This window comes from Delftia sp., assembly GCF_059499305.1.
The window spans coordinates 25,032-45,586 of record NZ_JCABYI010000019.1; the positions used below are offsets into that span (position 1 = coordinate 25,032).

Here is a 20,555-nt window from a genome sequence, read left to right on the forward strand (position 1 = left end):
TGGCCCTCCCTGTTGGAAAGCCCGGTTGTTGCCGCTGTGCTTCGCGCCGCGTGGCGGTTTTCCACCGAGGTGCGGCGCTTCTACTACCAGTTAGATGTTTTAAGTTAGGGAAGTTAGGGGAGGCCGAAACCCGCGCCGTTATTGGCTTTGCGGCCGATCCGTACTCCTGATAGCACGAGAGTCGTACTCCCGATAGCACGATACCTCGTACTCCTGATAGCACGAGCCCGTCCACAAGCTGCGCACCGTTTATCCCCGTGCCGCGAACGGCACGGGCCGGAAGGTCAGCAGCTCGGCGCTGTTGTCCGGCATCCGCTCGATGCCTAGGACGTAGCCGGGCAGCGACTGCCGCGCGACCAGTGCGCGCAGGTCGTAGGCGAAGTCTGAGAAGCGCGTGGCACTGCCCGATTTCCGATACAGGTGTCGGAAATCGAATTGCCAACCACCCGGCTGTCGCCCGCCGTGTTTGCGCACCAGCCGGTACAGCCATCGCTCGATGCCGCCCGTGAGCCGGAAATACGCTGGGTCGATGGTCAGCACCAGCGCGGCATCCATGACGCCCGCGTAAAACCAGTCCGGCAGGATCAGCTCCAGCCCTAAGGGCGTGCCCTTGGTATCGGCCAGTTCCTTCCATTCGTTGATCCACGAGAAGCGGTGCAGCCGTCTTCCCGTGGTCTCCCGAATGGACGTGGCCACCGTCGTGGATTGCAGGCGATCCAAGGCCGCCTTGAGGCGCTGGTAGTCGCGCAGCGACGTACCGCGCCCAATGAATCGCTGGATCTCGTAGGGCGTGGCCTGCATGAGCCGCGATGGACGCAAGCCCGCGTCGCGCGCCTCCACAATCTGCGAAGCCGCCCAAATGAGCACATCTGCATCCCAAATCGTGGCGATGCCATGCTCCTGCGTTCCCTCCACGCGGATCGTGATGCCGCTGGCGCGGAAGTCGATCGGCGCCACGCGCCGCGACTTCGCCAGCGAGAAGAACGGAAAGGCCATCAAATCCTGGCTGTCGCGCGGCGCCATGTCGCCCGGCAGGGCACGGAACAGGTCGAGCTGTTCGCGCTCTGGCACGAGCCGCTGCCGGGACGGCAGCGCAGGGCTGGACATGGCGAAAGCCACCCGCGCGCCAGCGGTCAGCGCGCACGGCTGTCCGCCGAATGCTGCTCGGCGTACTCGGGATCGGATGTGCTCTCGAAGCTGCGCTCGGAAGCCCAGGCATCGAGATCGGCCACGGCGTACATGACGCGGCGGCCGAATTTGCGGAACTTGGGGCCGCCGCCCAGCACGCGCTGCTTTTCCAGCGTGCGCGGTGACAGTCGCAGGTAGTCGGCGGCTTCGTCGTTGGTGAGATAACGCTGCGGTTGCGCGACAGCGGCCGAGGTGGTTGCGGGAGCGGCGGCAGGCCGCAAGGGAGCAGGACGCATGGTGAGAACCTCCATCGGTTGCAGGGCTCCGGCCACACAGCGCAACCGGATGGAGGCAGTCTCAGAAAATGAAGCTCTCTTGCTCAGGGTCGTTTTGCGTGGCCTTCAAAACGACCCTTCTCAAGCGGCGCAAGCTGTGCTAGGCGGCGATAGCCGCCGCGCATCAGCGCATCGCCGCGCCGCGTCAGGCGGCGCACCTTGGAGCGCAGGCCGCCGTCGCTGTACCAACCGGCTGCGGCATCCACGCCGAACAAGCCTTCGGCCACATCGCGCAAGGACGCACCCGCCAGGGTTGCGTCGAGCGCCTGCAAGGTGTGCAGTTCCAGCAAGGCCGAATGCGATGGCCGGGGCCGAGCATTGGCCAGCGCCGCACCGGGCGCATGGCCGCGTGCAGGTGCGGCAGCACCGCCGTGATGGGCATAGGCGACAGCCATGCCGTCCTCCAGGCCGGGTGCCAGCGCGAAGCGCAGGCAATGGCCAGGGCTGCGCGCGATCAGCACCAGCCGCTTGCCATCGTGGATCAATTGCTTGTGACCAGGGATGCGCCAGAACGCGAAGGCGGTGGCATTCTGCGGTGGGTCGGCATCGGGGTAGAGCTGCACCACGCCGGCATGGCCGGGGAGCCAGGCCGGATGCGCGTCGCGCGCATCCAAGGCTGGGTCTTCCAGCAGGCGTAAGCCCCAGCGATGCGCCGCGTGCTGTGCCGCCTGCGGCCGGCGATGACGGTGCAGCCAGTCGAGCCGGTAGTCGGGATGGCGCCGCAGGTACTCCCAGGCCAGTGCGAGTGCATCGAGCCGCAGAACGTAGAGGTAGGCGGCGGTGGGATACCAGTGCGGGAAATGGTGAGGGCTGACCATGACGAAAGCTCCTGTCGAACAGCAGGAACGTCGCCACGGGCCGATCAAAACGAAGCTATCGCATCCAGATCAAAACCATCATCTGCATCAATTCAAGCATGTAACATGCGGTGTCAAGACTGATTGGCTCCGGTGTATTGCGAATCCCGTCCGAATGCGACGACCGCCCGACCCGACAACGTCATGCGGCACAAAACACCGTGCCCGTACCCGCATAAAAGATCGTGACTGATTGGGTCACACCAGCACGGGTTGAATGCAAGAGTGCGGATTCAGACCGGACAGGTCTGGAATAAGACTGAAATAGTCCCAATACGCCCCGCTTGGCCGCAGTGCGAACGGTTCAATCGAGGATGGAACCATTCTCCTGGGCCAGCCGCAGATATTCCGACAGCGGGCGTGCCGCCTGAAAATACCGATCCCGCATCACGGGCTGCTTGCGTGGCCCGACGATGGATTCCAGATCGGACAGCTTCACGGTGCCCAGCTCGGGCATTCCCAGCCCCAGGTCGATCAGGCCAAAGGCCGTATCGCCATCGGCCGGATCGAGCGCGGCCAGCAGCCAAGTGAGATGCGCGTCCGGCGTGAACAACCGCACCACGGGCAACGGGTCGATGGAGCCGCCAGCGGCGCGATTCTGGCCGTGGGCCAGCAACTGCCTGCGCTCGTCCTCGGTGATGAGTCGGTTCATGGGCAGCCCTTTCTTGGAACAAATCCACCGAAGCGTGAAAGCGTAAAGCCGTATCGGCGGATTTGAGGAAATGCACGGATTCGGTTTTGTGCTTCCGTGAAAAACCGCAAATGCGTATTTCTGTAAAGACGTAGAAGCACGAAAAAGGATTGATTCGGAATGAATGAGTTAAAGATAACGTGGTTTTAATTGTGCTGCGAATTGACGCTTCTGTCTATGCAGAAGCGAACCGTCCAGCGCGGCCGACCGGCCGGCTCCACCACCCATGACGCCGAGCTGGCCCACGCCTTCGGCGCGGCGGTGCGTGCTCTGCGGATGGAGCGCGGCATCGCGCAGGAATCGCTGGCACACCAGGCCGGCATCGAGCGTTCCCACATGGGGAAGATCGAGCGCGGCGAGCACATGCCCACGCTGGCGATCATTTTCAAGATCGCTGGCGCGCTCGAATGCAGCACGGCAGTGCTAATGAGCGAGGCTGAAAGCCAGCTCGCAGCGGCGGCCCCGCCGTAGGCGCTGGCCCGGCCGATCCGGCGCAAGCCGGTTCGGCGGTGTTCAAGGGGCGCCAAGTGCAGCGCGGCGGGGATGGGCCTTGCGCCGATCCCCTGGAGCAAGCGACGCGCGCAGCGCCGCAGGCGCGAAGGCGTGAGGGATTGGCGCCGAATGGCCGTGACGACAAAGACGGCACGGGGCGCAGCCAGCTAAGCCCGGCGGTGCAAGGCACCGACACGCCCGGCCGTTCTTGCAGCCGCAGACTCGCCCCATGCCTCAACAGAAGCGGCCCAACATGGGCCACGCTCCTGCAATGACCAGGCTTCCATGCAGCTCTGCGAAAGCGGCACGGCGCCCCGCCGCGTGGGCGGGGCGCTGGCGGCCATCAGGCCGCCTGGGGCTTGCTGCGCGACCAGATCAGCGTGTGCGTGCCGTCCTCTTCCTCGATCAGCCGGGCATAGACCGTTGCTGGGAACGAAGGATCGTCGAGGGTCACGGACACGTAGGGCCGTTCGGCCTTGCTGACTTTCTTCCACGCCGCGCCGATGTCGAAGCCCGCCGCCTGCACGCGGAAGTCGGGGGCGTGTTCGTTGTCCCCCTTGTCGTTGGGAACCAGCTTGGCCTTGACGTTGAGGGTCAGGGTGCGCAGCGTGCCGGTGAAGCCGTCTTTGTCCGCGGTGAAGGTGCCGATGGTTGCCATGATGAATCTCCTTACGATTGAACAAGGTTCGCGCCCATCGCGTCCTTGTTGTGATCCGACCGGCGGGAGACGGGCTGGCTGCACCGCTTGCGGTCGCAACGCAGTGGAGAACCGGGAGGCGAAAAGAATTTGTCCCGCGAGGAATGCGCGCAGCGCAGGGGGAAATTGTTTTCGCCGGACGGTTGCAGCCATAAAGCCCGAGGCGCAGCCGTGCCACCGCCAGGATTCACAACAAGACAAGGACGCCTTGGGCCGAACCGCTTCGAAAGGAGACAGGGCTGACTCGGCATCCCCGCACGAACGCTGCACTGGCTCGCTCCCAGACGCGGGCCAGGTCAACACCCCAATGACGGGCGAGAACGCCCCGGTCACACCTTGCGGCGCCAGTCTTGAGGCGTGGCATGGAAGCTCCATAGCGATGCCGGGCGGGATGCCCGTGAACCGTCCTTCGTAACGTGATGGGCAGGAACCGTCAGCGTCGGGGACGGCACGCATCCGTACAACCTGCCGCAGCAAGCTCCAGCGTATTCGCCAGTTCCCCGCCCATCGCGGCGGGGGCGCCGGCTTGGCCGATCCGGCGTTGCCGGTTCGGCGGTATTCGACGGGCGTCAAGCACCGCGCGGCAGGGATGAGCCTTGCGCCGATCCTCAGGAGGCAAGCGCAGGCGCGAAGGCGTGAGGGATTGAAGCCGAATGGCCGTAATTCGGCACGAAGCACGGGACGCAGCTCGAAAGCCCGGCGGCGCTTCGCGCCGACACGCCCATGCCATTCAATATGCCCTCAGGAAAAACTAAAGATGCGGCATGAGCCAGAACCACAATGCCACCCCCATCACCAGCCACAGCGCCACGATCATCACTGCCCCGAACCGGCTCCGCGGCTTGGCGCCTTCCGCCAGCATCCATTCATCGGCCTGAATACGGCATTGCGCCAGCACATCGGATGGCAGCAGCTTCACAGTCAACCAGATCAGCACGGGCAACAAGATCACATCGTCCACATAACCCAGCACCGGAATGAAGTCTGGAATCAGGTCAATGGGACTGAGCGCATAGGCCACCACGAACAGCCCCAGCGCCTTGGCATACCAAGGCGTGCCGGGATGCTTGCCGGCAAACCACAGCGTCACGCCATCACGCTTGATCCGCCTGGCCCAAGCCTTCAAGGTGACGCCGATGCTCATGCGGCCCCGCGCTGCACTTCGATCGTGACATGCGACAGTTCGTGAATATGCGCGAGCAGTGCCTTGTAGTGCGCGGGCTCCTGGGGCTCCCGAGCCACCAGTGAGACGATGGCCGCGAAATGCCCTGGCCCCACCTGCCAGACATGCAGATCTGTAACCTCGCTTCCCGTCGGCTCCACGGCCTCCCGAATCTCCTGCCGCACTTCCTCGCCCTCGACTGCCGCATCGAGCAACACGCTGCCGGAGTCCCGGATCAGCCCCCATGACCAGCGGGCAATCACCAGCGCGCCCACCACACCCATGACCGGATCAGCCCACAGCCAGCCGTAGCTGCGGCCGAGCAGCAGCGCGACGATGGCGAATACGGATGTCAGCGCATCGGCCAACACATGGATGTACGCGGCGCGCAGATTGTTGTCGCGGCTCTTGCCTGGCACATGATGGTCGTGATCGTGGTGGTGATGTCCATGATTGTGACCGTGATGCGCATGGTCGTCCTTCAGCAGCCAAGCGCAGACCAGGTTGACGCCCAGGCCCACGACAGCCACGGCGATCGCCTGGTTAAAGTCGATATGGATGGGTTGGGTGAGCCGTACCAGACTTTCCCAAGCGATCAGCAGGGCAATCAAGGCCAGGACGATCGCGCTGGCGAAGCCGGCCAGATCGCCGAGCTTGCCCGTGCCGAAGGTAAAGCGCGGATTGCCCACATGCTGGCGCGCAAAGCGGTAGGCCAGCGCGGTAATCAGCATCGCGCCCGCATGGGTGGACATATGCCATCCATCGGCCACCAGCGCCATGGAGCCGTAGATCGAACCGGCCACGATTTCCACCAGCATCATGCTGGCCGTGAGAGCGATCACCAGCCACACCTTGCGCTCATTGCGCTGGTGGTCGCTGCCGAGAAAGAAATGGTCGTGGCCTGAGGCCGAGGGGGTATAGGTCATTGTCATCGGGGAGTCCCTGTCATCTGGAAAAGGTCGCCGGCGGGCGGCGGGTTTATTTCATGTAGGCTCGGATGACCTCGACCATTTCCTCGCCGCCCTGGCGGCGCTCCTTGTCCGTTTCAACTTCCAGGACGTGCTCGCGCAAATGGTCTTCCATCACCTCGGCGGTCAGGCCATTGACCGCGCCGCGCACTGACGCGATCTGGCGTAGCACTTCCACGCACGCCGCGTCTGATTCCAAAGCGCGCTCGATGCCTTCCAACTGCCCTTTGATGCGGCGAACACGGGCGACCAGCTTGTCTTTCTGGCGAGAGGTATGGGACATGACAGCCGACAATTAATATAGTCTAGGGGGCTATATTATAACAACAGCAAAGACGGCATGAGGCGCAGCCGGAAAACCCGACAGCGCGTTGCCGGGCGTGACGCCCGGCAATTTCAACGCCGCCGCCTGAGTGCCAGCGAAGGCGGCGGCGTTCTGATGGAGCTGTTGGGCCTTCAACACCGGGCGCGGCCACCGCCGCGCCCGGATTGGGCTTTTACCGCGCCCAGGACGGAACGGCCTGGGCGCGGTGCTGATCGCGGTTATTCCTTCGTTTTGATGAGCCACCACACGGCGCGCGGCAAGGCGCGTCCCGTGATGGGGTGAATGTCGGCGAGGTCGGCGCGCGTCGTCCAGCCCGAGGGCGGGAGGTAGCCGCACACGTCGCCATCGCCGCGCCAGCGGCGGGCGCGCACCGTGCCGGGCGCGTAGATCGCCGCCATGCGCGGGCGGCTGGTCGTGGTGCGGGTCATGGGGCGGTTCTCCTTCCAGCGAAGCGCCCCGGTCAAGGCCGGGGCGATTGCCATTGGCGCGGGTCAAGCAGCCAGCGCCTCGGCGGGTTCATCCGCCATTACCTCGGCATCCTCCGGGGCGTCCTGTTCCGGGCCTTCCTCCTGCGCAGCTCCCTGCGAGCCTATGGCCTTGAAGATGGCGGGCATCCAGCCCGTACCATCGGCCAGTCGTTCGGCTTCGCTGGCAATGTCGGCTTTCTTCAGCTTTGCCAACCGGGTGACGTGCTCGGGCGCGTACTCGCCCACGGCTCGCAGAATCACGGCCTTTGGAACATGCCGGAAATACCCCTCGGCAGTCGGCTGCCACCACGCGGCCATGTCCAGCCCCACGGCCTGCGCTAGTTCCGCGCCCGGCTGCTGCACCGTGGCACGCGGCGTCACCACGTCCACCGTCGAAGCCACGCACACGGCCAGCAGCTTGACCAGTTCGCCTTGCTCCATCGCCAGCAGCGCAGCGAACAGTTCGGCGCTGTCCTCGGGCAGCTTCTCGCCCCATGCCTGCTGCGCCTCGTGCAGAGCCACAGCAGCAGGCGATTCCGGCCAGTCCGGGGCCATGCCTTCCAGCCTGTCCTGCACCGTGAGGCGAACCCCCAGCGGCAGATCGTGGCCGTAGTGACTGCCCTGCAAGATGGTTTGCACCATGCCATGCACCAGCGCCGCCAGCGCCACCTGCGGATGCCGGGCGACTTCGGTTTGCAGCGCGGCGGTGCGGTGGGCGCTCAAGCGTTGGGCCAGCCGGTCGGACATGGCTGCGGCCTTGGGTGCTTCGTCGGCATCTTCGCCGTCGTCGTCGCCTTCGATTTCCGCGCCGCTAAAACCTTGGCGCAGCTTCTCCAGCGTGCGCAGCGCCTTGGCCTCGGCTTCGCGCAGCAACCCGCGATGAATGACGGCTTCGCCGTTGCGGTCGATGGTGACGATGGCACCGGCTGCGGCCTTCACGCTCGCGGCATAGTCCAGCAAGCCATCCTCCAATGCCTGCAACTGCTCGCCCAGGCGCTCGCCTTCTTCCTGCAAGGCTTCGGCCTTGTCCTCGTCGTCGGCGTCCATCGCGGCATCAATGGCTTCGGCCACTTCCTGCATCTTGGCCTGCAACTTCTCGATGCGCTGTGCGTCGCGCTTGCCCGGTGCGCGGCGCTCCCTCGGCGCACGCTGAAAGGCGTGCAGGTCGGCATGGGTCACGCCCGGCGTGGCATCCACCCATGCCCAGCCCTCGGTGCGGATTGTGTCGGCAATGCTCGCCAGCTTCTGGCGCACCAGCGTTTCCAGCAGAGCGGCATCGTTGAGGTACACGCCCGCATCGCCTTCCGCGAACAGGTCGCGGCGGATGCCTCCGCCTGCCTGCTCGTAGGTGTCCAACCCGACAAAGCGCACCAGCGGATGCGATGCCCCAATCTCGCGCTCGGTCAGCCGCTCGCGCAAGTTGGACGGGTTGCGCTGCCACTGTGGCGCATCATAGAACGCGGCCTCCTGCGCGGCGTGGTCGTCGGTGATGGACAGCGCCATCAACTGATCCAGCGTCACGGCATCGGCGCGATAGTCGGCCATCAGGCGGGGCGAGACATTCGCCAGCTTCAAGCGGCGCTGCACCACCAGCGGCGTGACGGAGAAATCCGCCGCAATGTCCTCGATGGGCCGGCCCTCGGCCACCAATGCCGCAAACGCTTCAAACTGATCTGCGGGGTGCATGGCTTCGCGCTGCACGTTTTCGGTGAGGCTGGCCGTGCGGGCCGTGCCATCGGCCACCTGCAGGCAAGGCACCTCCCAATCCTTGGCGATGCGGTGTTTCTTCGCCAGCAGCTTGAGGGCTGCAAGGCGTCGGCCACCGGCCACCACCTCGTAATGCTCGCCATCAGCGGCGGGAATCACGATCAGGTTTTGCAGCAGGCCAACGCGCTGGATGCTCGCGGCCAGTTCGGGGATGGACATGCGCGGGGTCTTGCGCACATTGCGGCCCGTGGGGCGCAGCACCAGCCGCGACAGCGGAACCAGAATCATGTGCTTGCTCGGGTCGGCGGCTTGCAGCACGTTCGCTGCGCTGCTGGCTGCGGTGTGGACGGCGCGGGCTTCGGTAGTGGTAACGGCGTTCATGGTGAATCTCCAATAAGTGAAACAAGGAAATGGAGGGGAACCGCCCCTCCGGCGGGGGAACGGTTCAAGCCTTAAGCTGGCGCATACCATCGGCCAGCAGCCACAGGGCACGGTTCAGCCGAATGTCGGAATCAATGCCCTGCACGGGGCGGGTCTGCTGCCTGCGTCCGTTGGTGCTGCGCCCGGACAGGCCGCCTTTGGTGAGGTTTTCTTGAGTGCGGTTGAACACGCTCCACAAGTCCGGGCGGCGGTCGTCGAAGCGGCGCGGCATCAGAATTTGCGATTCGGTGACAGGCGCTGGCTTGTCCGGGTCGTCGTACTTCAACGCCAGCGCAGCACGGGCGAACACCTCCGATTCGCCATCGTCCAAGGTGATGCCGCGCATCAGGTCGCGCGATTCCTTCACCCGCTCGAAGCCGCTCAACACCTCATAAGCGCCTTCGATGACGTGCCCGGCCACGTTGCCTTTGTGGGGTACGCGCACATCGGCCACGGTGTCACCGCACACCAGCCCATTGCTGCACACGAAGCGGAACATTCCGGCCAGCATCTGGTAGCTGCTCGTGCCGTCATGGGAGTTCAGCAGCACGATTTCGTTAGCTTCCGCGCCGTTGATCTGGCTGGCATGGCGCAGGCGCAGCATGTGTTTCGTGTGCTCGCGCTTGCCTTCATCGCGCACGCGGGTCTGCGTCACCATGAAGGGTTGAAACCCCTCTTTGCGCAGTTCGGTCAGCACGGCGGCGGTGGGGATATAGGCGTACCGCTCGGAACGGCTCTCATGCGGTGCATCCGCGAAGATGGACGGGGCCACCCTGCGAATCTGGTCATCGGACAGCGGGTAGCCGCTGCGCAGCGCCGGGGAGTGGGAAGCGAAACGGGTTGCAAGCATGTCGTTCTCCTGAACAAAAAGGCTGTTGAAGAAAACCGCACACCGGATTCCTAGATTCGGAGCCCAGCCTTTCGGCTGTTCGGTGCGGTCGGCACGAGGAACCCGGTTGGCCCTGTTGCCACCGTCCTTCCTGAGTTCATCGCCCGCGACGGTCAGGAGCGCGCGGACGGGGGCCGTCAAGGAGACAAGCGCAGGGTTGGTGCGGCCCGCAGGCGCAGCCGAGGACACGGCCCTGCGCGCCTTGACGGCACACAGCCGCGGGCTACAGTCGCGGTGAAGGTGATGAAGTCAGGGAAGACGGCTGGACATGGCAACGGCCGTCCCTACACACCGACCGCACGGCAAGCGAAGCGCGCAGGCCCGAAGCTGGAAGCCGGGCCGGAGGCGTCAGCCGAGCGGAGCGAGGGAACGATGGAAGCCCGAAGGGGCGAGACGCCGCAGGCGGCTCGATGCGCCACGCGCACGACAGCGCGACCGGCTATCTCCCAGGTGGCCGGGGACGCCCAGCCTTCAAAGTGGAATGAACAACTGGATCAGGATGAGCAAACGCGAGGCATCGTCGATCTGCGGCTGATGTTGTCTGGCCGATCCGGCGCAGCCGGTTCGGCGGTCTTTGAGGGGTGCCAAGCATCGCGCGGCGGGGATAGCCCGCAGGGCTTTCCCCTGGAGGCAAGCGAAGCGCGCAGCGCCCCGTCAGGGGCGCGTAGGCATCATGCCGAGTCGTCAGGACGCAGGCTGGATTCCGCAACCGGCATCCACGGCGATGACGAGTCCAGCAGGTATCGCGCACCGCGCGCGTACAGACCCGACAGCCCGGTGGGCTGGTAGAACCCGGTGACGCGGCGCCGGAACTGTGCGCCGTACTCGTTGGTGTAGATCACCGCGTCGCCGATCTTGAAGCGCAAGGGCTGGCCGTTCTCCGGCGCGAACGGCTTGAGCGCATCGTGCTGCGCCGTGATTTCGATGATGTAGTCGTGATGGCTGCTCATGGCATTGATCTCCTTCGATGGTCGAGAAAGCACAAGGAGCGCCTTGCGGCGCTCCCAAGGCCAGGTCAGACAGCGATCCGCCCGGCCAAGCGCGCATCGCGCGCATAGGCGCTCAACCGCTTCTCGGCGCGGAAAGACAGGTCACGCTCGATCGGCAACCCCAGCCGCCCGCGCACCGCTGCCAGCTCGCCCAGGCTGACCCAGCCGATTTCCGGCATCCCCAGGCCCAGGTCGCAAAGACCAAAGACGTGGTCGTGGTCGTCGGGATCAATCTCGGTCAGCAGCCAGGTCGCGCCCGCATCGGGCGTGAACAGCTTGACTACGGGCGCCGGATCGAAGTCCGGGTTCTCCAAGGATGCGCGGCCGTTGGCCAGCAGCAGCGCACGCTGCTCGTCGGTGATGAATGCGTAGTTCATGCTGAACTCCTGAAAGGATGCCGGGCGGAATTGCCCAGCCCCTGCGGGTCACGGCGCAGCGCAAGCCGTCAAGGGGCACGACGGCCGCAGGCCGCAAGCGCCCATGGCGCGCCGCCCTTTACGGCGCGAACGCCGTGGCACCATGGGGAGACAGCAAGCCGCCACACCCCACCATCCAGCTACACCCGGTCTTGGCAAGCGCAGCGCGCAGGCCCTGGTCAGCAAGTTGGGCCGGAGGTGTCAGCGATGAGAGCCCGCATGGGGCGAAACCCGCAGGGGTTCAATGCGCAGCACGACAGCGTGGCCGGCCATGCTCCAGTGGCCGGGATCGCCCTGCATCTGCGGTGAAACAGAAAAACGCCTTGGGTGACGATGCTGATCACCTTGATCAATTTGCAGGAAGGATGCGACTACGAAACGCGTGCGCGTTCACCGTAGTCGCAGGCTCACATCGTCTGCGGCGCGTTATTTGACCGAGGTCACGACGTAGCCGTCACCCTCTTTCTTGAACCCGACGTGGACTTTCGCGCCCACGGCGAGTTTGTCGTACAGGGCCTTGTCCTTGACGCCAAACGCCATGGTCATCGCGGGCCACCCCAGGCTCTTGACGGGGCCATGCGCAAGGGTGACCTTGCCCTGGACCGCGTCAAATTCCTTCACCACGGCATCGGCCTCATGGGCCGCGGACTTGGCGGTGCCTTTGGCGTCCATGCCTTTCATCATGTCCTGGCACTTCTTGGCATCCATGTCCTTCATGTCCATGCCCTTCATCCCCTTCATGTCCATGCACTCCTGCATGCCCTTACCCTCCATCTTCATGCTGCCCATGTCGCCGGATTGGGCGAAGGTGGCAGCAGAAAACGCCAAGGCGGCGATCAGCGTTGCGGTTGAGACGAGTTTCATGATGGATTTCCTTTTCTGAGCTTTAAAAATGGGGCCGGCCTTCTGGCAGGCCCCGGATGGAACGCGGCCACTGGGAATGGCCAGCGTTGGAGAGTCATGGGCTGGTGCTCACGACCCGGGGTTCGTGCATGCCTTGACCTGGGCCTCGTAACGCGCCTTGCGCATCCGGTTTTCTCCAGGCGTCGTTTGGGCACGCGGGCCGTGATCCAGCGGCAGCACCAGCGGGTCGGTCGGGCAGTTCACCCGCTGACCTGTGGTGCCGTCGACTCGGGTGGTACTGGCCGTTTGCGATGCTGCTGCCGCCTGTTTGGCTGCGCGTGCCTTCTCGATGGCCTGGAAGTCGGGGCCGGCCAGTGCAGGCAGAGAAGCGCCCAGCGCCAGGGCGGCGATGAGGGGGAGCAGTGATTTTTTCATGATGGTTTTCCAAGGTTGGTTGATCCAAAAAGTCCGAGAGGAGCCTCATCGGATCAATCCAGCCACCGGCAGAACGCTAGGCGTACAGGCCATCGCAGTCGACCGCCTCCCGCATCAAAGAACCAGGTCGGCGCCGGCGCCACCGTCGCAAGCGCGAGCCAGGCCACCGGAGCCTGCTCTCGCGCTTCGCCTTCGCCGGTGAATGCGTGAGCCGCTGGTGCCGGTGCGATGGCACAAGCCGGGCATACCTGGCAATCGTCGGCGCTGCTGGGCAACGGGCGCGAGGCCACCATTGCCGTCATCACCGGGCCGGCGTGCTGAATCTCCTGGGCGGAAACGGCAGCGCGTGTCGCTGTGCCCAGCAGCAGCGACAGGCAAAGCACCGCCGCACCCCATGCGCGGCCGCCACCGGAGCGTTCAAGTGGCCGCATGACGACGCCTCCAGAACATCCGCCGCGATGCCTTGCGCTCGCGCGGCCGCCGCATCAACAGGTAGGCCGCGGGAATGACGAACATCGACAGCAACGGGGCCGTGACCATCCCTCCCACCATCGGCGCGGCGATGCGCTGCATCACCTCGGAGCCGGTGCCCGTGCCCCACATGATCGGCAGCAGGCCGGCCAGGATGACGGCCACCGTCATCGCTTTGGGCCGCACGCGCAGCACGGCGCCCTCGCGAATGGCATTCAGCAGATCGGCCTCGCTGGTCGTGCCGCGGCCGACTCGCTCCTGCCAGGCGTTCTTGAGGTACAGCAGCATGATCACGCCGAATTCGGCGGACACGCCAGCCAGTGCGATGAAGCCCACCGCACCCGCGATCGACAGGTTGTAGCCCAGCAGGTACAGCAGCCAGATGCCGCCCACCAGCGCGAATGGGAGCGCAGCCATGATCAGAAGCGCTTCACCGAACGCGCCGAAGGTCAGGTACAGCAACACGAAGATGATGAGCAGCGTGAAGGGCACAACTACCTTGAGCTTGGCGGTGGCCCGCTCCAGGAACTCGAACTGTCCCGACCAGGAGATTGAGTAGCCCGGCGGCAGCTTTACCTGCTTGGCCACGGCCTGCTGCATGTCCTGCACCGCGGAGCGCAGGTCGCGGTCCCGGATGTCGACGTACACCCAGCCCGACAGGCGCGCGTTCTCGCTGCGCAGCATCGGCGGCCCGTCGGCAATGCGGATGTCGGCCACGTCGGACAGCACCAGGCGCTGGCCGCGCTCGGTCACGACGGGCAGGGAGCGCAGTTTTTCCAGCGAATCGCGCATCTCGCGCGGGTAGCGCAGGTTGATCGGGAAGCGCTGCAGGCCTTCCACCGTCTCGCCGATGTTCTCGCCGCCCACGGCGGACGAGACCACCGACTGCACGTCGGCGATGTTCAGGCCGTAGCGGGCCGCATCGTCGCGCCGGATGTTCACATCCACATAGCGCCCACCCGTGAGCCGCTCGGCCAAAGCGCTGCTGACGCCGGGCACGTCCTTGAGCGTGCGTTCGATCTCTGCGGTGATGCGATCGATGGTTGCTAGGTCGGTGCCCGCGACCTTAACCCCCACAGGGCTCTTGATGCCCGTGGCCAGCATGTCAATGCGGTTGCGGATCGGCGGCACCCAGATGTTGGACAGGCCCGGCACCTTGACGATGCGGTCAAGTTCCTCGACCAGCTTGTCGGTCGTCATGCCGGCGCGCCACTGGTCGCGCGGCTTGAACTGGATCGTCGTCTCGAACATCTCCAGCGGAGCGGGGTCGGTGGCGCTCTCCGCGCGGCCGGCCTTGCCGTAGACGCTCGCGACCTCCGGCACCGTCTTGATCAGGCGGTCGGTCTGCTGCAGCAGCTCTCCCGCCTTTCCTGCCGACAGTCCCGGCAGCGCCGAAGGCATGTACAGCAGGTCACCTTCGTCCAGCCGCGGCATGAACTCGCCGCCGATGTGCTGCAGCGGCCACAGGCTGGTGGCCAGCACCACGACCGCCACCACGAGCGTGAGCTTTGGGGCGCGCAGCACCCTGTCGAGCAGCGGCCGGTAGACCGCGATCAACAGGCGATTGAGTGGATTGTTTTTCTCATCGGGGATGCGGCCACGGATCAGGTAGCCCATGAGCACCGGAATCAAGGTCACCGACAGGCCGGCCGCAGCCGCCATGGCGTAGGTCTTGGTGAACGCCAGCGGCGAGAACAGGCGTCCCTCCTGCGCTTCCAGCGTGAACACAGGCACGAAGGACAGCGTGATGATCAGCAGCGAGAAAAACAACGCCGGCCCCACCTCCGCCGCCGAGTCACCGATGACCCGCCACCGGGCCGGCCCTTCGAGCACCTCGCCGGGGTGCTCATGGCTCCAGTGCTCCAGATGCTTGTGGGCGTTCTCGATCATCACCACCGCCGCGTCGACCATCGCACCGATGGCGATCGCGATACCCCCCAGCGACATGATGTTGGCGTTGACGCCCTGGTAGTGCATCACGATGAACGCCGCCAGGATGCCCAGGGGCAGAGAGATGATCGCGACCAGCGCCGAGCGCAGGTGGAACAGGAAGATGAAGCAGACCACCGCGACGACGATGAACTCCTCGATCAGCTTGTGCGTGAGGTTGTCGACCGCGCGTTCGATCAGCCCGGAGCGGTCGTACACCGGCACGATCTCCACGCCCCGCGGCAAGCTGGACGCCAGGCCCTTGAGCTTGTCCTTGACCGCGGCAATGGTCTGCAGCGCGTTCTTGCCTGAGCGCATGACGATCACGCCGCCGACGGCTTCGCCCTCGCCATTGAGTTCGCCGATACCGCGGCGCATCTCCGGACCGATCTGCACCCGGGCCACGTCGCCCAGGCGCACTGATACGCCGGCGGCTGTCGTCATCAGCGGCACCTTCCTAAAATCCTCAAGACTCCCCAGGTAGCCCGAGGCGCGCACCATGTATTCGGCCTCGCCGAGTTCGAGCACCGAGCCGCCGGTCTCCTGGTTCGCGCGCTGGATCGCCTCCACGACCTTGGTGTGCGGGATGCCGTAGGCCGCGAGCTTGTCCGGATCAAGCACGATCTGGTACTGGCGCACCATGCCGCCTACCGAGGCAACCTCGGCCACGTCGGGCACGGTCTTGAGCTCGTACTTGAGGAACCAGTCCTGCAGGGCGCGCAGTTGCGAGATGTCCATCTTGCCGCTGCGGTCGACCAGTGCGTACTCGTAGATCCAGCCCACGCCGGAAGCGTCCGGACCGAGCGAGGCCTTAGCCTGGGCCGGCAACCTCGACTGCACCTGGTTGAGGTATTCGAGGACGCGGGAGCGCGCCCAATATTGGTCGGTCCCGTCCTCGAACAGCACGTAGACGAAGGAGTCGCCAAAGAACGAGTAGCCGCGCACCGCCTTTGCGCCCGGCACCGAGAGCATCGTCGTCGTCAACGGGTACGTGACCTGGTTCTCGACGATGCGCGGCGCCTGGCCCGGATAGGTGGTGCGGATGATGACCTGCACGTCCGACAGGTCGGGCAGCGCGTCCAGCGGCGTTCGCTGTACCGCATAGATGCCCCAGGCGCTGAGTGCCAAGGTGGCCAGCAGCACGAGGAAGCGGTTGGCGATGGACCAGCGGATCAGCTTGGCGATCATGGCTTGCCTCCGGCCGCCATCGGCGTGACGTGCGTGAGCTGCGGCAGGTCGTCCGCGCCCATGAAGAACTCGAAGCGCACGCGATCACCGACCTGCACGTTGCGCGCCGCGCCGTCGGGCGGCAGTTTGAAGTCCATCGTCATCGGGCCCCACTTCATTGTGGGAATGGCGCCGTGCGACAGGGTCAACGCGTCCTTGCCGACGCTGACGACCTTGGCCTCACCGACATGCCGTGGCGCGCTGGCGGCCACCGGGGCCGAAGGCGAAGCTGGGGCAACCACGGCCGGCTCGCTGTTCAAGCGGGCCTCGACACCCTTGAGGCTGGCCTCCGAGTCGATCAGGAACTGCGAGGACACGACGACGCGCTGCCCCGCCGACAGGCCGCGCTTGATCTCGGTCTGGCCACTGTTCTCCAGGCCCGCCTCGACATCGACCGGACGGAAGCGCCCGTTGTCTTCGGCCACGATCACCACCGTGCGTTTGCCGGTCTGGATCACCGCCTCGGTGGGCACGAGCAGCGTCTTGTCGGGCCGCATGTCCACGAAGTTCATCGTGACGAACATCCCCGGTACCAGCCGGCTGCCAGGATTGGCGAGCTCCAGGCGAGCCTTCAGTGTGCGCGTGCTCGGATTCACCTCGGGCAGGATCGCCTGCACCTTGCCATCGAAGCTGCTGCCGGGCGCGGCCGGGCTACGGGCCTGCACCTTGGCGCCCGGGCGCAGCAGCGCGGCCTGGCTCTCGGGCACCTCGGCGTTGGCCCACACGGTGGACAAGCCGTTGATGCGGAACAGCGTCGCGCCCGGCATCACCGTCATGCCTTCACGCGCCAGCAATTCGACCACCACGCCGCCGATGGGCGCGCTCAGCGTGATGCGTGGCTGGGTCTTGCCGCTGCGCTCGACCAGCGCGATCTGGGCATCGTCCATGCCGACCTGGCGCATGCGCTGGCGCGCACCGTCGACCAGCCCACCCAGGTCCGTGCCTTTCATGCGCCGTACTGACAGGAACTCTTCCTGCGCAGCAACCCAGTCCGGGACATAGAGGCTGACCAGCGGTTGCCCCTTGGCGACCGGGTCCAGCGTGGCACGCACGTACAGGTGCTCGACGTACCCGGTGGCACGCGCTTGCACGATCGCCTGGTCACGCTCGTTGAAGGCGATGCTGCCCACCGCCGACACCTGCGGCGACAGCGTGCCTTCGGTCACTTCGGCGGTGCGAACGCCGAGGTTCTGCTGGATGCGCGAGCTGACAGTGACGTTTCCCTTATCTGCATCCCCGTCGGCATAGACCGGCGACATCATCATGTCCATGAAGGGTGACTTGCCCGGCTTGTCGAACTTGTTCGCCGGTACCATGGGATCGTTGTAGTACAGGATCTTCTTGCCATTGGCGGGATCGACGTCGCCGGCCTTGAGGCCGGCCGCGATATGCCGCCGCGTGGCGTCCTCGCCCGACTCATTGGCAGGCGCAGCAACAGCGGGAGTCGCCGCTTGCGGCGATGCCATGCCACTGGGATTCGAAGGCGTGGCCGGCATGTCGGCTCCGTGGCGCATGCCGAGGGTGTAGAGGCCGTAGCCGGCGGCGCCCAGCACGCCGGCGGCGACGAGGGCCATCACGAGGTTTTTGGTTTTCATGGGAGGTCTCTCGGTTGTGCTCAGGGGCGGGGTGCGGCCGTGTCGTGACCAGCCGGCACCAGGTAGTTCAGTTGTGCCCACAGGCGCGCCGCGCCCATTTCCAGGCGCAAGCGTTCGACGCGCGTGTCAATCTCGGCGCGGCGTGCCTCTAGCACCGCGGTCAAGGTGCCCGCGTTGCCGCGGTAGGCGGCGATCGAGGCGCGCGTGCGCTCGGTGGCCAGTGGCAGCAGCGAGCTGTCGTAGCGCGCCAGGCGCTCTCGGTCGCTGCGCCATTCCTGCAGCATCGCCAGTGCCTCGGCCACATGGGCGCGCGTGGCTTCCTCGCGCTCGGCGCGCTTTTGCTCGACACTGGCGAGCTTGGCGGCCAGCTCGCGGTCCTGGCGGTTTTTCTGGTCCCACTGCAGCGGGATCGAAACATTGAGCGAGACCATGTTCGAGTAGGCCGGGCCGCGCTGGCTGTACATCAGCTCGACGCTCACATCGGTCTTCTTGTTGGCTTGCGCGATGTCGGCTTCGGCCTGCGCGACCTCTTCCTGCTTTTGCATCACGGCGATTTCAGGGTGGTGGGCCAACTGGGCTTCCAAATCCTGCGGGCTCAGGCGAACCGTATCCAATGCCGGAACCGAGCCCAGGGGATCGCTTGCGACGGAGCCAATCCAGCGCGCCAGTTGCGTGCGGGCCGTGGCGACCTGGCGCTCGGCCTGCTCGATGCGGTCGTCGATCTGGGCGACCGCCGAACGGGCGGCGAACACATCGGCTTGCGTGCCGCGCCCGCCCCGGTAGGCGGCATCAGCGGCGTCGATCTGCAGGCGCGCTTCGTCGCGCTGGGTCACCAGCATGTCGCGCACACGCTCCTGGAAGAGACGGTCCAGCCAGGCCAAGGCGGTGTCGCGCTGCAGGTTGGCGAGCGCCAGGCTGCGCCCGGCCTCGGCGACTTCGGCCTCGCGCTCGTAGCGCCCGGCACGGGCCTTGAGTTTGTCTTCGCGTGTGAACTCCTGCATCACGCCGATGGAGCGCATGGTCATGAAGTCGCGCGTCGGGCTGAACCGATCCGCGCCGTTGACGGGCAGGTTGTTGATGCCGAGCTTGAGGGTGGGGTCTGGCCGCTGTCCGGCGGCGACCGCCATGTCCCGTGCGGCCGATGCCGTCGCATCCTGGGCCACGAGCGCGCGAGAACGGGTTTGTGCCAGGCGCAGCGCCTGATCCAGCGTCAGGCCGTCGGCGGCATGGGCTGCACCGGCGCCCATGGCGAATGCCGCAACGATGCCGGCAGCAAGCCTGCGCCATGGCACAGCGCCGCCCGGCGTGCGGAAAGAAAAAGAGTCGATGAACATGGGATCTCCAGTTGACGAATGCCATCAGGTCGAATGGAGCTTGGCGGGGGCGAGCGGAAACTCGCGGACACGCGCAAGCGCGACCGATCGGTCTGGTTCAGCCGGCTCAGGCCGGCCGCACCAGCGTCAGGAGATCAAATGCGAAAACAGCAGTGCAGGATGGCGTGCGGCGGAGACGCCGCGACGCGCCGGAATATCACGTCGGCCGAAGGCCAGCCATGCCCGAGAGGCTCGGGTTGCACCGGAAGGGTGTAGAGGGTCGTCAGCAGCGCCGCGGGTACGGTCGGGGCCGACGCATGGTCGGCGCTTTGCTGGCCGAAACGGCAGTGCTCTACGCACAAGTTGGCGGCGTTGTCGTCGATTTGGTCGCAGCTCGCCATGGCGGCCATGTCTGACGTTGCGACCATGTCGGGCGACACGGCCATCGCAGCACCGGCCTCATCACCGGGCATCGCCGCGGCCGACGCATTCAGGGCCATCGTCGGAAGCGACTGCGGCATGCCCGACAGTGCGGGGCAGGCGTAGGCAGCGATGGCCAACTGGCCGAAGACCAGCACACCGAGCATCAGCCGGCAGACGAATCGCCTGAACATGCGCGTCATCGTCATGCGGCCACCCCATCAGTGCGGTGATAGGCTTCAGCGCCCGGCCGCACGGATCTGCGTCGGCCGGCAACGCTTGCCTGCGCAACGAGGCTCGGATCGGCGATGGCCGGATCTAAGTCCTGCTCCCCGGTCAGCGCGGCGATGATCGAACAGGCCGAACCTTCTGGCGCTTTGGCGCAGCAATCGGCCAGATTTTCCAGCGCCGAGGCCATCGACTGCAGGTCGGCCACGCGCTCCCGGATCTCCGCGATGCGTTCGCGGGTGATTTCCCGCACGCGCAGCCGATCACGCTTGGTACTCAAGGACATCAGTTCGGCGATGTCCTCCAGCGAGTACCCCAATGCCTGAGCCCGCTTGATGAAGCGCAGACGACGGACATCGTCCTCCGAATACTGCCGGAAGCCGCCGTCCACGCGATCCGGCGCAGCCAGCAATCCACCGCGCTGGTAATAGCGCACCGCCTCCACGCCAACGCCTGCCGCGTCGGCGAGTTTGCGTATGGTGAATGCATGGGTCGGCATGGGGAAAAGAATGGCTCAGGCGATCGAACGACGAAAAGACTCTATGTCTGTT

Annotated in this window: 21 protein-coding genes; 1 reads left to right on the plus strand and 20 read right to left on the minus strand. The window is 65.6% G+C overall.

Going from position 1 to position 20,555, the window contains the following annotated elements:
• Positions 1 to 249 precede the first annotated feature (249 nt).
• The 4 genes from AC5I49_RS10565 to AC5I49_RS10580 form a co-directional block, all read right to left on the minus strand.
• Positions 250 to 1,107, minus strand: a complete 858-nt coding sequence (locus AC5I49_RS10565; RefSeq protein WP_012202390.1) for a replication initiator protein A — start codon at positions 1,105 to 1,107, stop codon at positions 250 to 252.
• A gap of 26 nt (positions 1,108 to 1,133) precedes the next feature.
• Entirely contained in the window at positions 1,134 to 1,424 is a 291-nt protein-coding gene (locus tag AC5I49_RS10570) for a helix-turn-helix transcriptional regulator (RefSeq protein ID WP_016451569.1), read from the minus strand.
• A gap of 83 nt (positions 1,425 to 1,507) precedes the next feature.
• On the minus strand, positions 1,508 to 2,281 hold the full coding sequence (locus tag AC5I49_RS10575; protein ID WP_016451570.1) for a DUF2285 domain-containing protein: 774 nt from the start codon (positions 2,279 to 2,281) through the stop codon (positions 1,508 to 1,510).
• A 343-nt stretch (positions 2,282 to 2,624) separates the two neighbouring features.
• On the minus strand, positions 2,625 to 2,972 hold the full coding sequence (locus tag AC5I49_RS10580; protein ID WP_012202392.1) for a DUF2958 domain-containing protein: 348 nt from the start codon (positions 2,970 to 2,972) through the stop codon (positions 2,625 to 2,627).
• Positions 2,973 to 3,188: 216 nt separating this feature from the next.
• Here AC5I49_RS10580 and AC5I49_RS10585 point away from each other — a divergent pair, with 216 nt between their 5' ends.
• A complete protein-coding gene (locus tag AC5I49_RS10585) occupies positions 3,189 to 3,482 on the plus strand; it encodes a helix-turn-helix domain-containing protein (protein ID WP_012202393.1) in 294 nt (97 codons plus the stop codon).
• Between the two features lie 364 nt (positions 3,483 to 3,846).
• On the opposite strand, the gene AC5I49_RS10590 is transcribed toward AC5I49_RS10585, so the two are convergent.
• The 16 genes from AC5I49_RS10590 to AC5I49_RS10665 form a co-directional block, all read right to left on the minus strand.
• Positions 3,847 to 4,161 (minus strand): DUF736 domain-containing protein, encoded by a 315-nt coding sequence (locus tag AC5I49_RS10590; RefSeq protein WP_016451571.1) that lies wholly within the window; start codon positions 4,159 to 4,161, stop codon positions 3,847 to 3,849.
• Positions 4,162 to 4,951: 790 nt separating this feature from the next.
• A complete protein-coding gene (locus AC5I49_RS10595; RefSeq protein WP_012202395.1) occupies positions 4,952 to 5,344 on the minus strand; it encodes a YkvA family protein in 393 nt (130 codons plus the stop codon).
• On the minus strand, positions 5,341 to 6,288 hold the full coding sequence (gene dmeF / locus AC5I49_RS10600) for a CDF family Co(II)/Ni(II) efflux transporter DmeF (protein ID WP_017405395.1): 948 nt from the start codon (positions 6,286 to 6,288) through the stop codon (positions 5,341 to 5,343). Before dmeF ends, AC5I49_RS10595 begins: the two co-directional genes overlap by 4 nt.
• Before the next feature lie 52 nt (positions 6,289 to 6,340).
• On the minus strand, positions 6,341 to 6,613 hold the full coding sequence (locus tag AC5I49_RS10605) for a metal/formaldehyde-sensitive transcriptional repressor (protein WP_012202397.1): 273 nt from the start codon (positions 6,611 to 6,613) through the stop codon (positions 6,341 to 6,343).
• A gap of 260 nt (positions 6,614 to 6,873) precedes the next feature.
• Positions 6,874 to 7,083 (minus strand): hypothetical protein, encoded by a 210-nt coding sequence (locus AC5I49_RS10610; protein ID WP_012202398.1) that lies wholly within the window; start codon positions 7,081 to 7,083, stop codon positions 6,874 to 6,876.
• A 63-nt stretch (positions 7,084 to 7,146) separates the two neighbouring features.
• The gene (locus tag AC5I49_RS10615; RefSeq protein WP_016451573.1) at positions 7,147 to 9,210 is read right to left on the minus strand and encodes a ParB/RepB/Spo0J family partition protein; all 2,064 of its coding nucleotides are present in this window, start codon (positions 9,208 to 9,210) and stop codon (positions 7,147 to 7,149) included.
• Positions 9,211 to 9,274: 64 nt separating this feature from the next.
• Positions 9,275 to 10,099 carry a DUF932 domain-containing protein gene (locus AC5I49_RS10620; RefSeq protein WP_012202400.1) on the minus strand — a complete coding sequence of 275 codons (825 nt, stop codon included), beginning with the start codon at positions 10,097 to 10,099 and terminating at the stop codon, positions 9,275 to 9,277.
• Positions 10,100 to 10,809: 710 nt separating this feature from the next.
• Complete coding sequence (locus AC5I49_RS10625) at positions 10,810 to 11,088, minus strand: hypothetical protein (protein WP_012202401.1); 279 nt, start codon at positions 11,086 to 11,088, stop codon at positions 10,810 to 10,812.
• Positions 11,089 to 11,153: 65 nt separating this feature from the next.
• Positions 11,154 to 11,504, minus strand: coding sequence for a DUF2958 domain-containing protein (locus AC5I49_RS10630; protein ID WP_012202402.1), 351 nt, complete (start codon positions 11,502 to 11,504; stop codon positions 11,154 to 11,156).
• Between the two features lie 465 nt (positions 11,505 to 11,969).
• Complete coding sequence (locus AC5I49_RS10635) at positions 11,970 to 12,407, minus strand: copper-binding protein (protein ID WP_016451574.1); 438 nt, start codon at positions 12,405 to 12,407, stop codon at positions 11,970 to 11,972.
• A 108-nt stretch (positions 12,408 to 12,515) separates the two neighbouring features.
• On the minus strand, positions 12,516 to 12,821 hold the full coding sequence (locus tag AC5I49_RS10640) for a hypothetical protein (protein ID WP_016451575.1): 306 nt from the start codon (positions 12,819 to 12,821) through the stop codon (positions 12,516 to 12,518).
• 417 nt (positions 12,822 to 13,238) lie between these two features.
• Positions 13,239 to 16,409 (minus strand): efflux RND transporter permease subunit, encoded by a 3,171-nt coding sequence (locus AC5I49_RS10645; protein WP_016451576.1) that lies wholly within the window; start codon positions 16,407 to 16,409, stop codon positions 13,239 to 13,241.
• On the minus strand, positions 16,406 to 18,043 hold the full coding sequence (locus AC5I49_RS10650; RefSeq protein ID WP_016451577.1) for an efflux RND transporter periplasmic adaptor subunit: 1,638 nt from the start codon (positions 18,041 to 18,043) through the stop codon (positions 16,406 to 16,408). The genes AC5I49_RS10645 and AC5I49_RS10650 overlap by 4 nt, the downstream gene beginning before the upstream one ends.
• A gap of 20 nt (positions 18,044 to 18,063) precedes the next feature.
• Positions 18,064 to 19,377 (minus strand): TolC family protein, encoded by a 1,314-nt coding sequence (locus tag AC5I49_RS10655; protein ID WP_016451578.1) that lies wholly within the window; start codon positions 19,375 to 19,377, stop codon positions 18,064 to 18,066.
• Between the two features lie 134 nt (positions 19,378 to 19,511).
• Positions 19,512 to 19,985: a hypothetical protein gene (locus AC5I49_RS10660; protein WP_012202408.1), complete on the minus strand. Its 474-nt coding sequence runs from the start codon at positions 19,983 to 19,985 to the stop codon at positions 19,512 to 19,514.
• Entirely contained in the window at positions 19,982 to 20,503 is a 522-nt protein-coding gene (locus tag AC5I49_RS10665; protein ID WP_012202409.1) for a MerR family transcriptional regulator, read from the minus strand. Before AC5I49_RS10665 ends, AC5I49_RS10660 begins: the two co-directional genes overlap by 4 nt.
• Positions 20,504 to 20,555 lie beyond the last annotated feature (52 nt).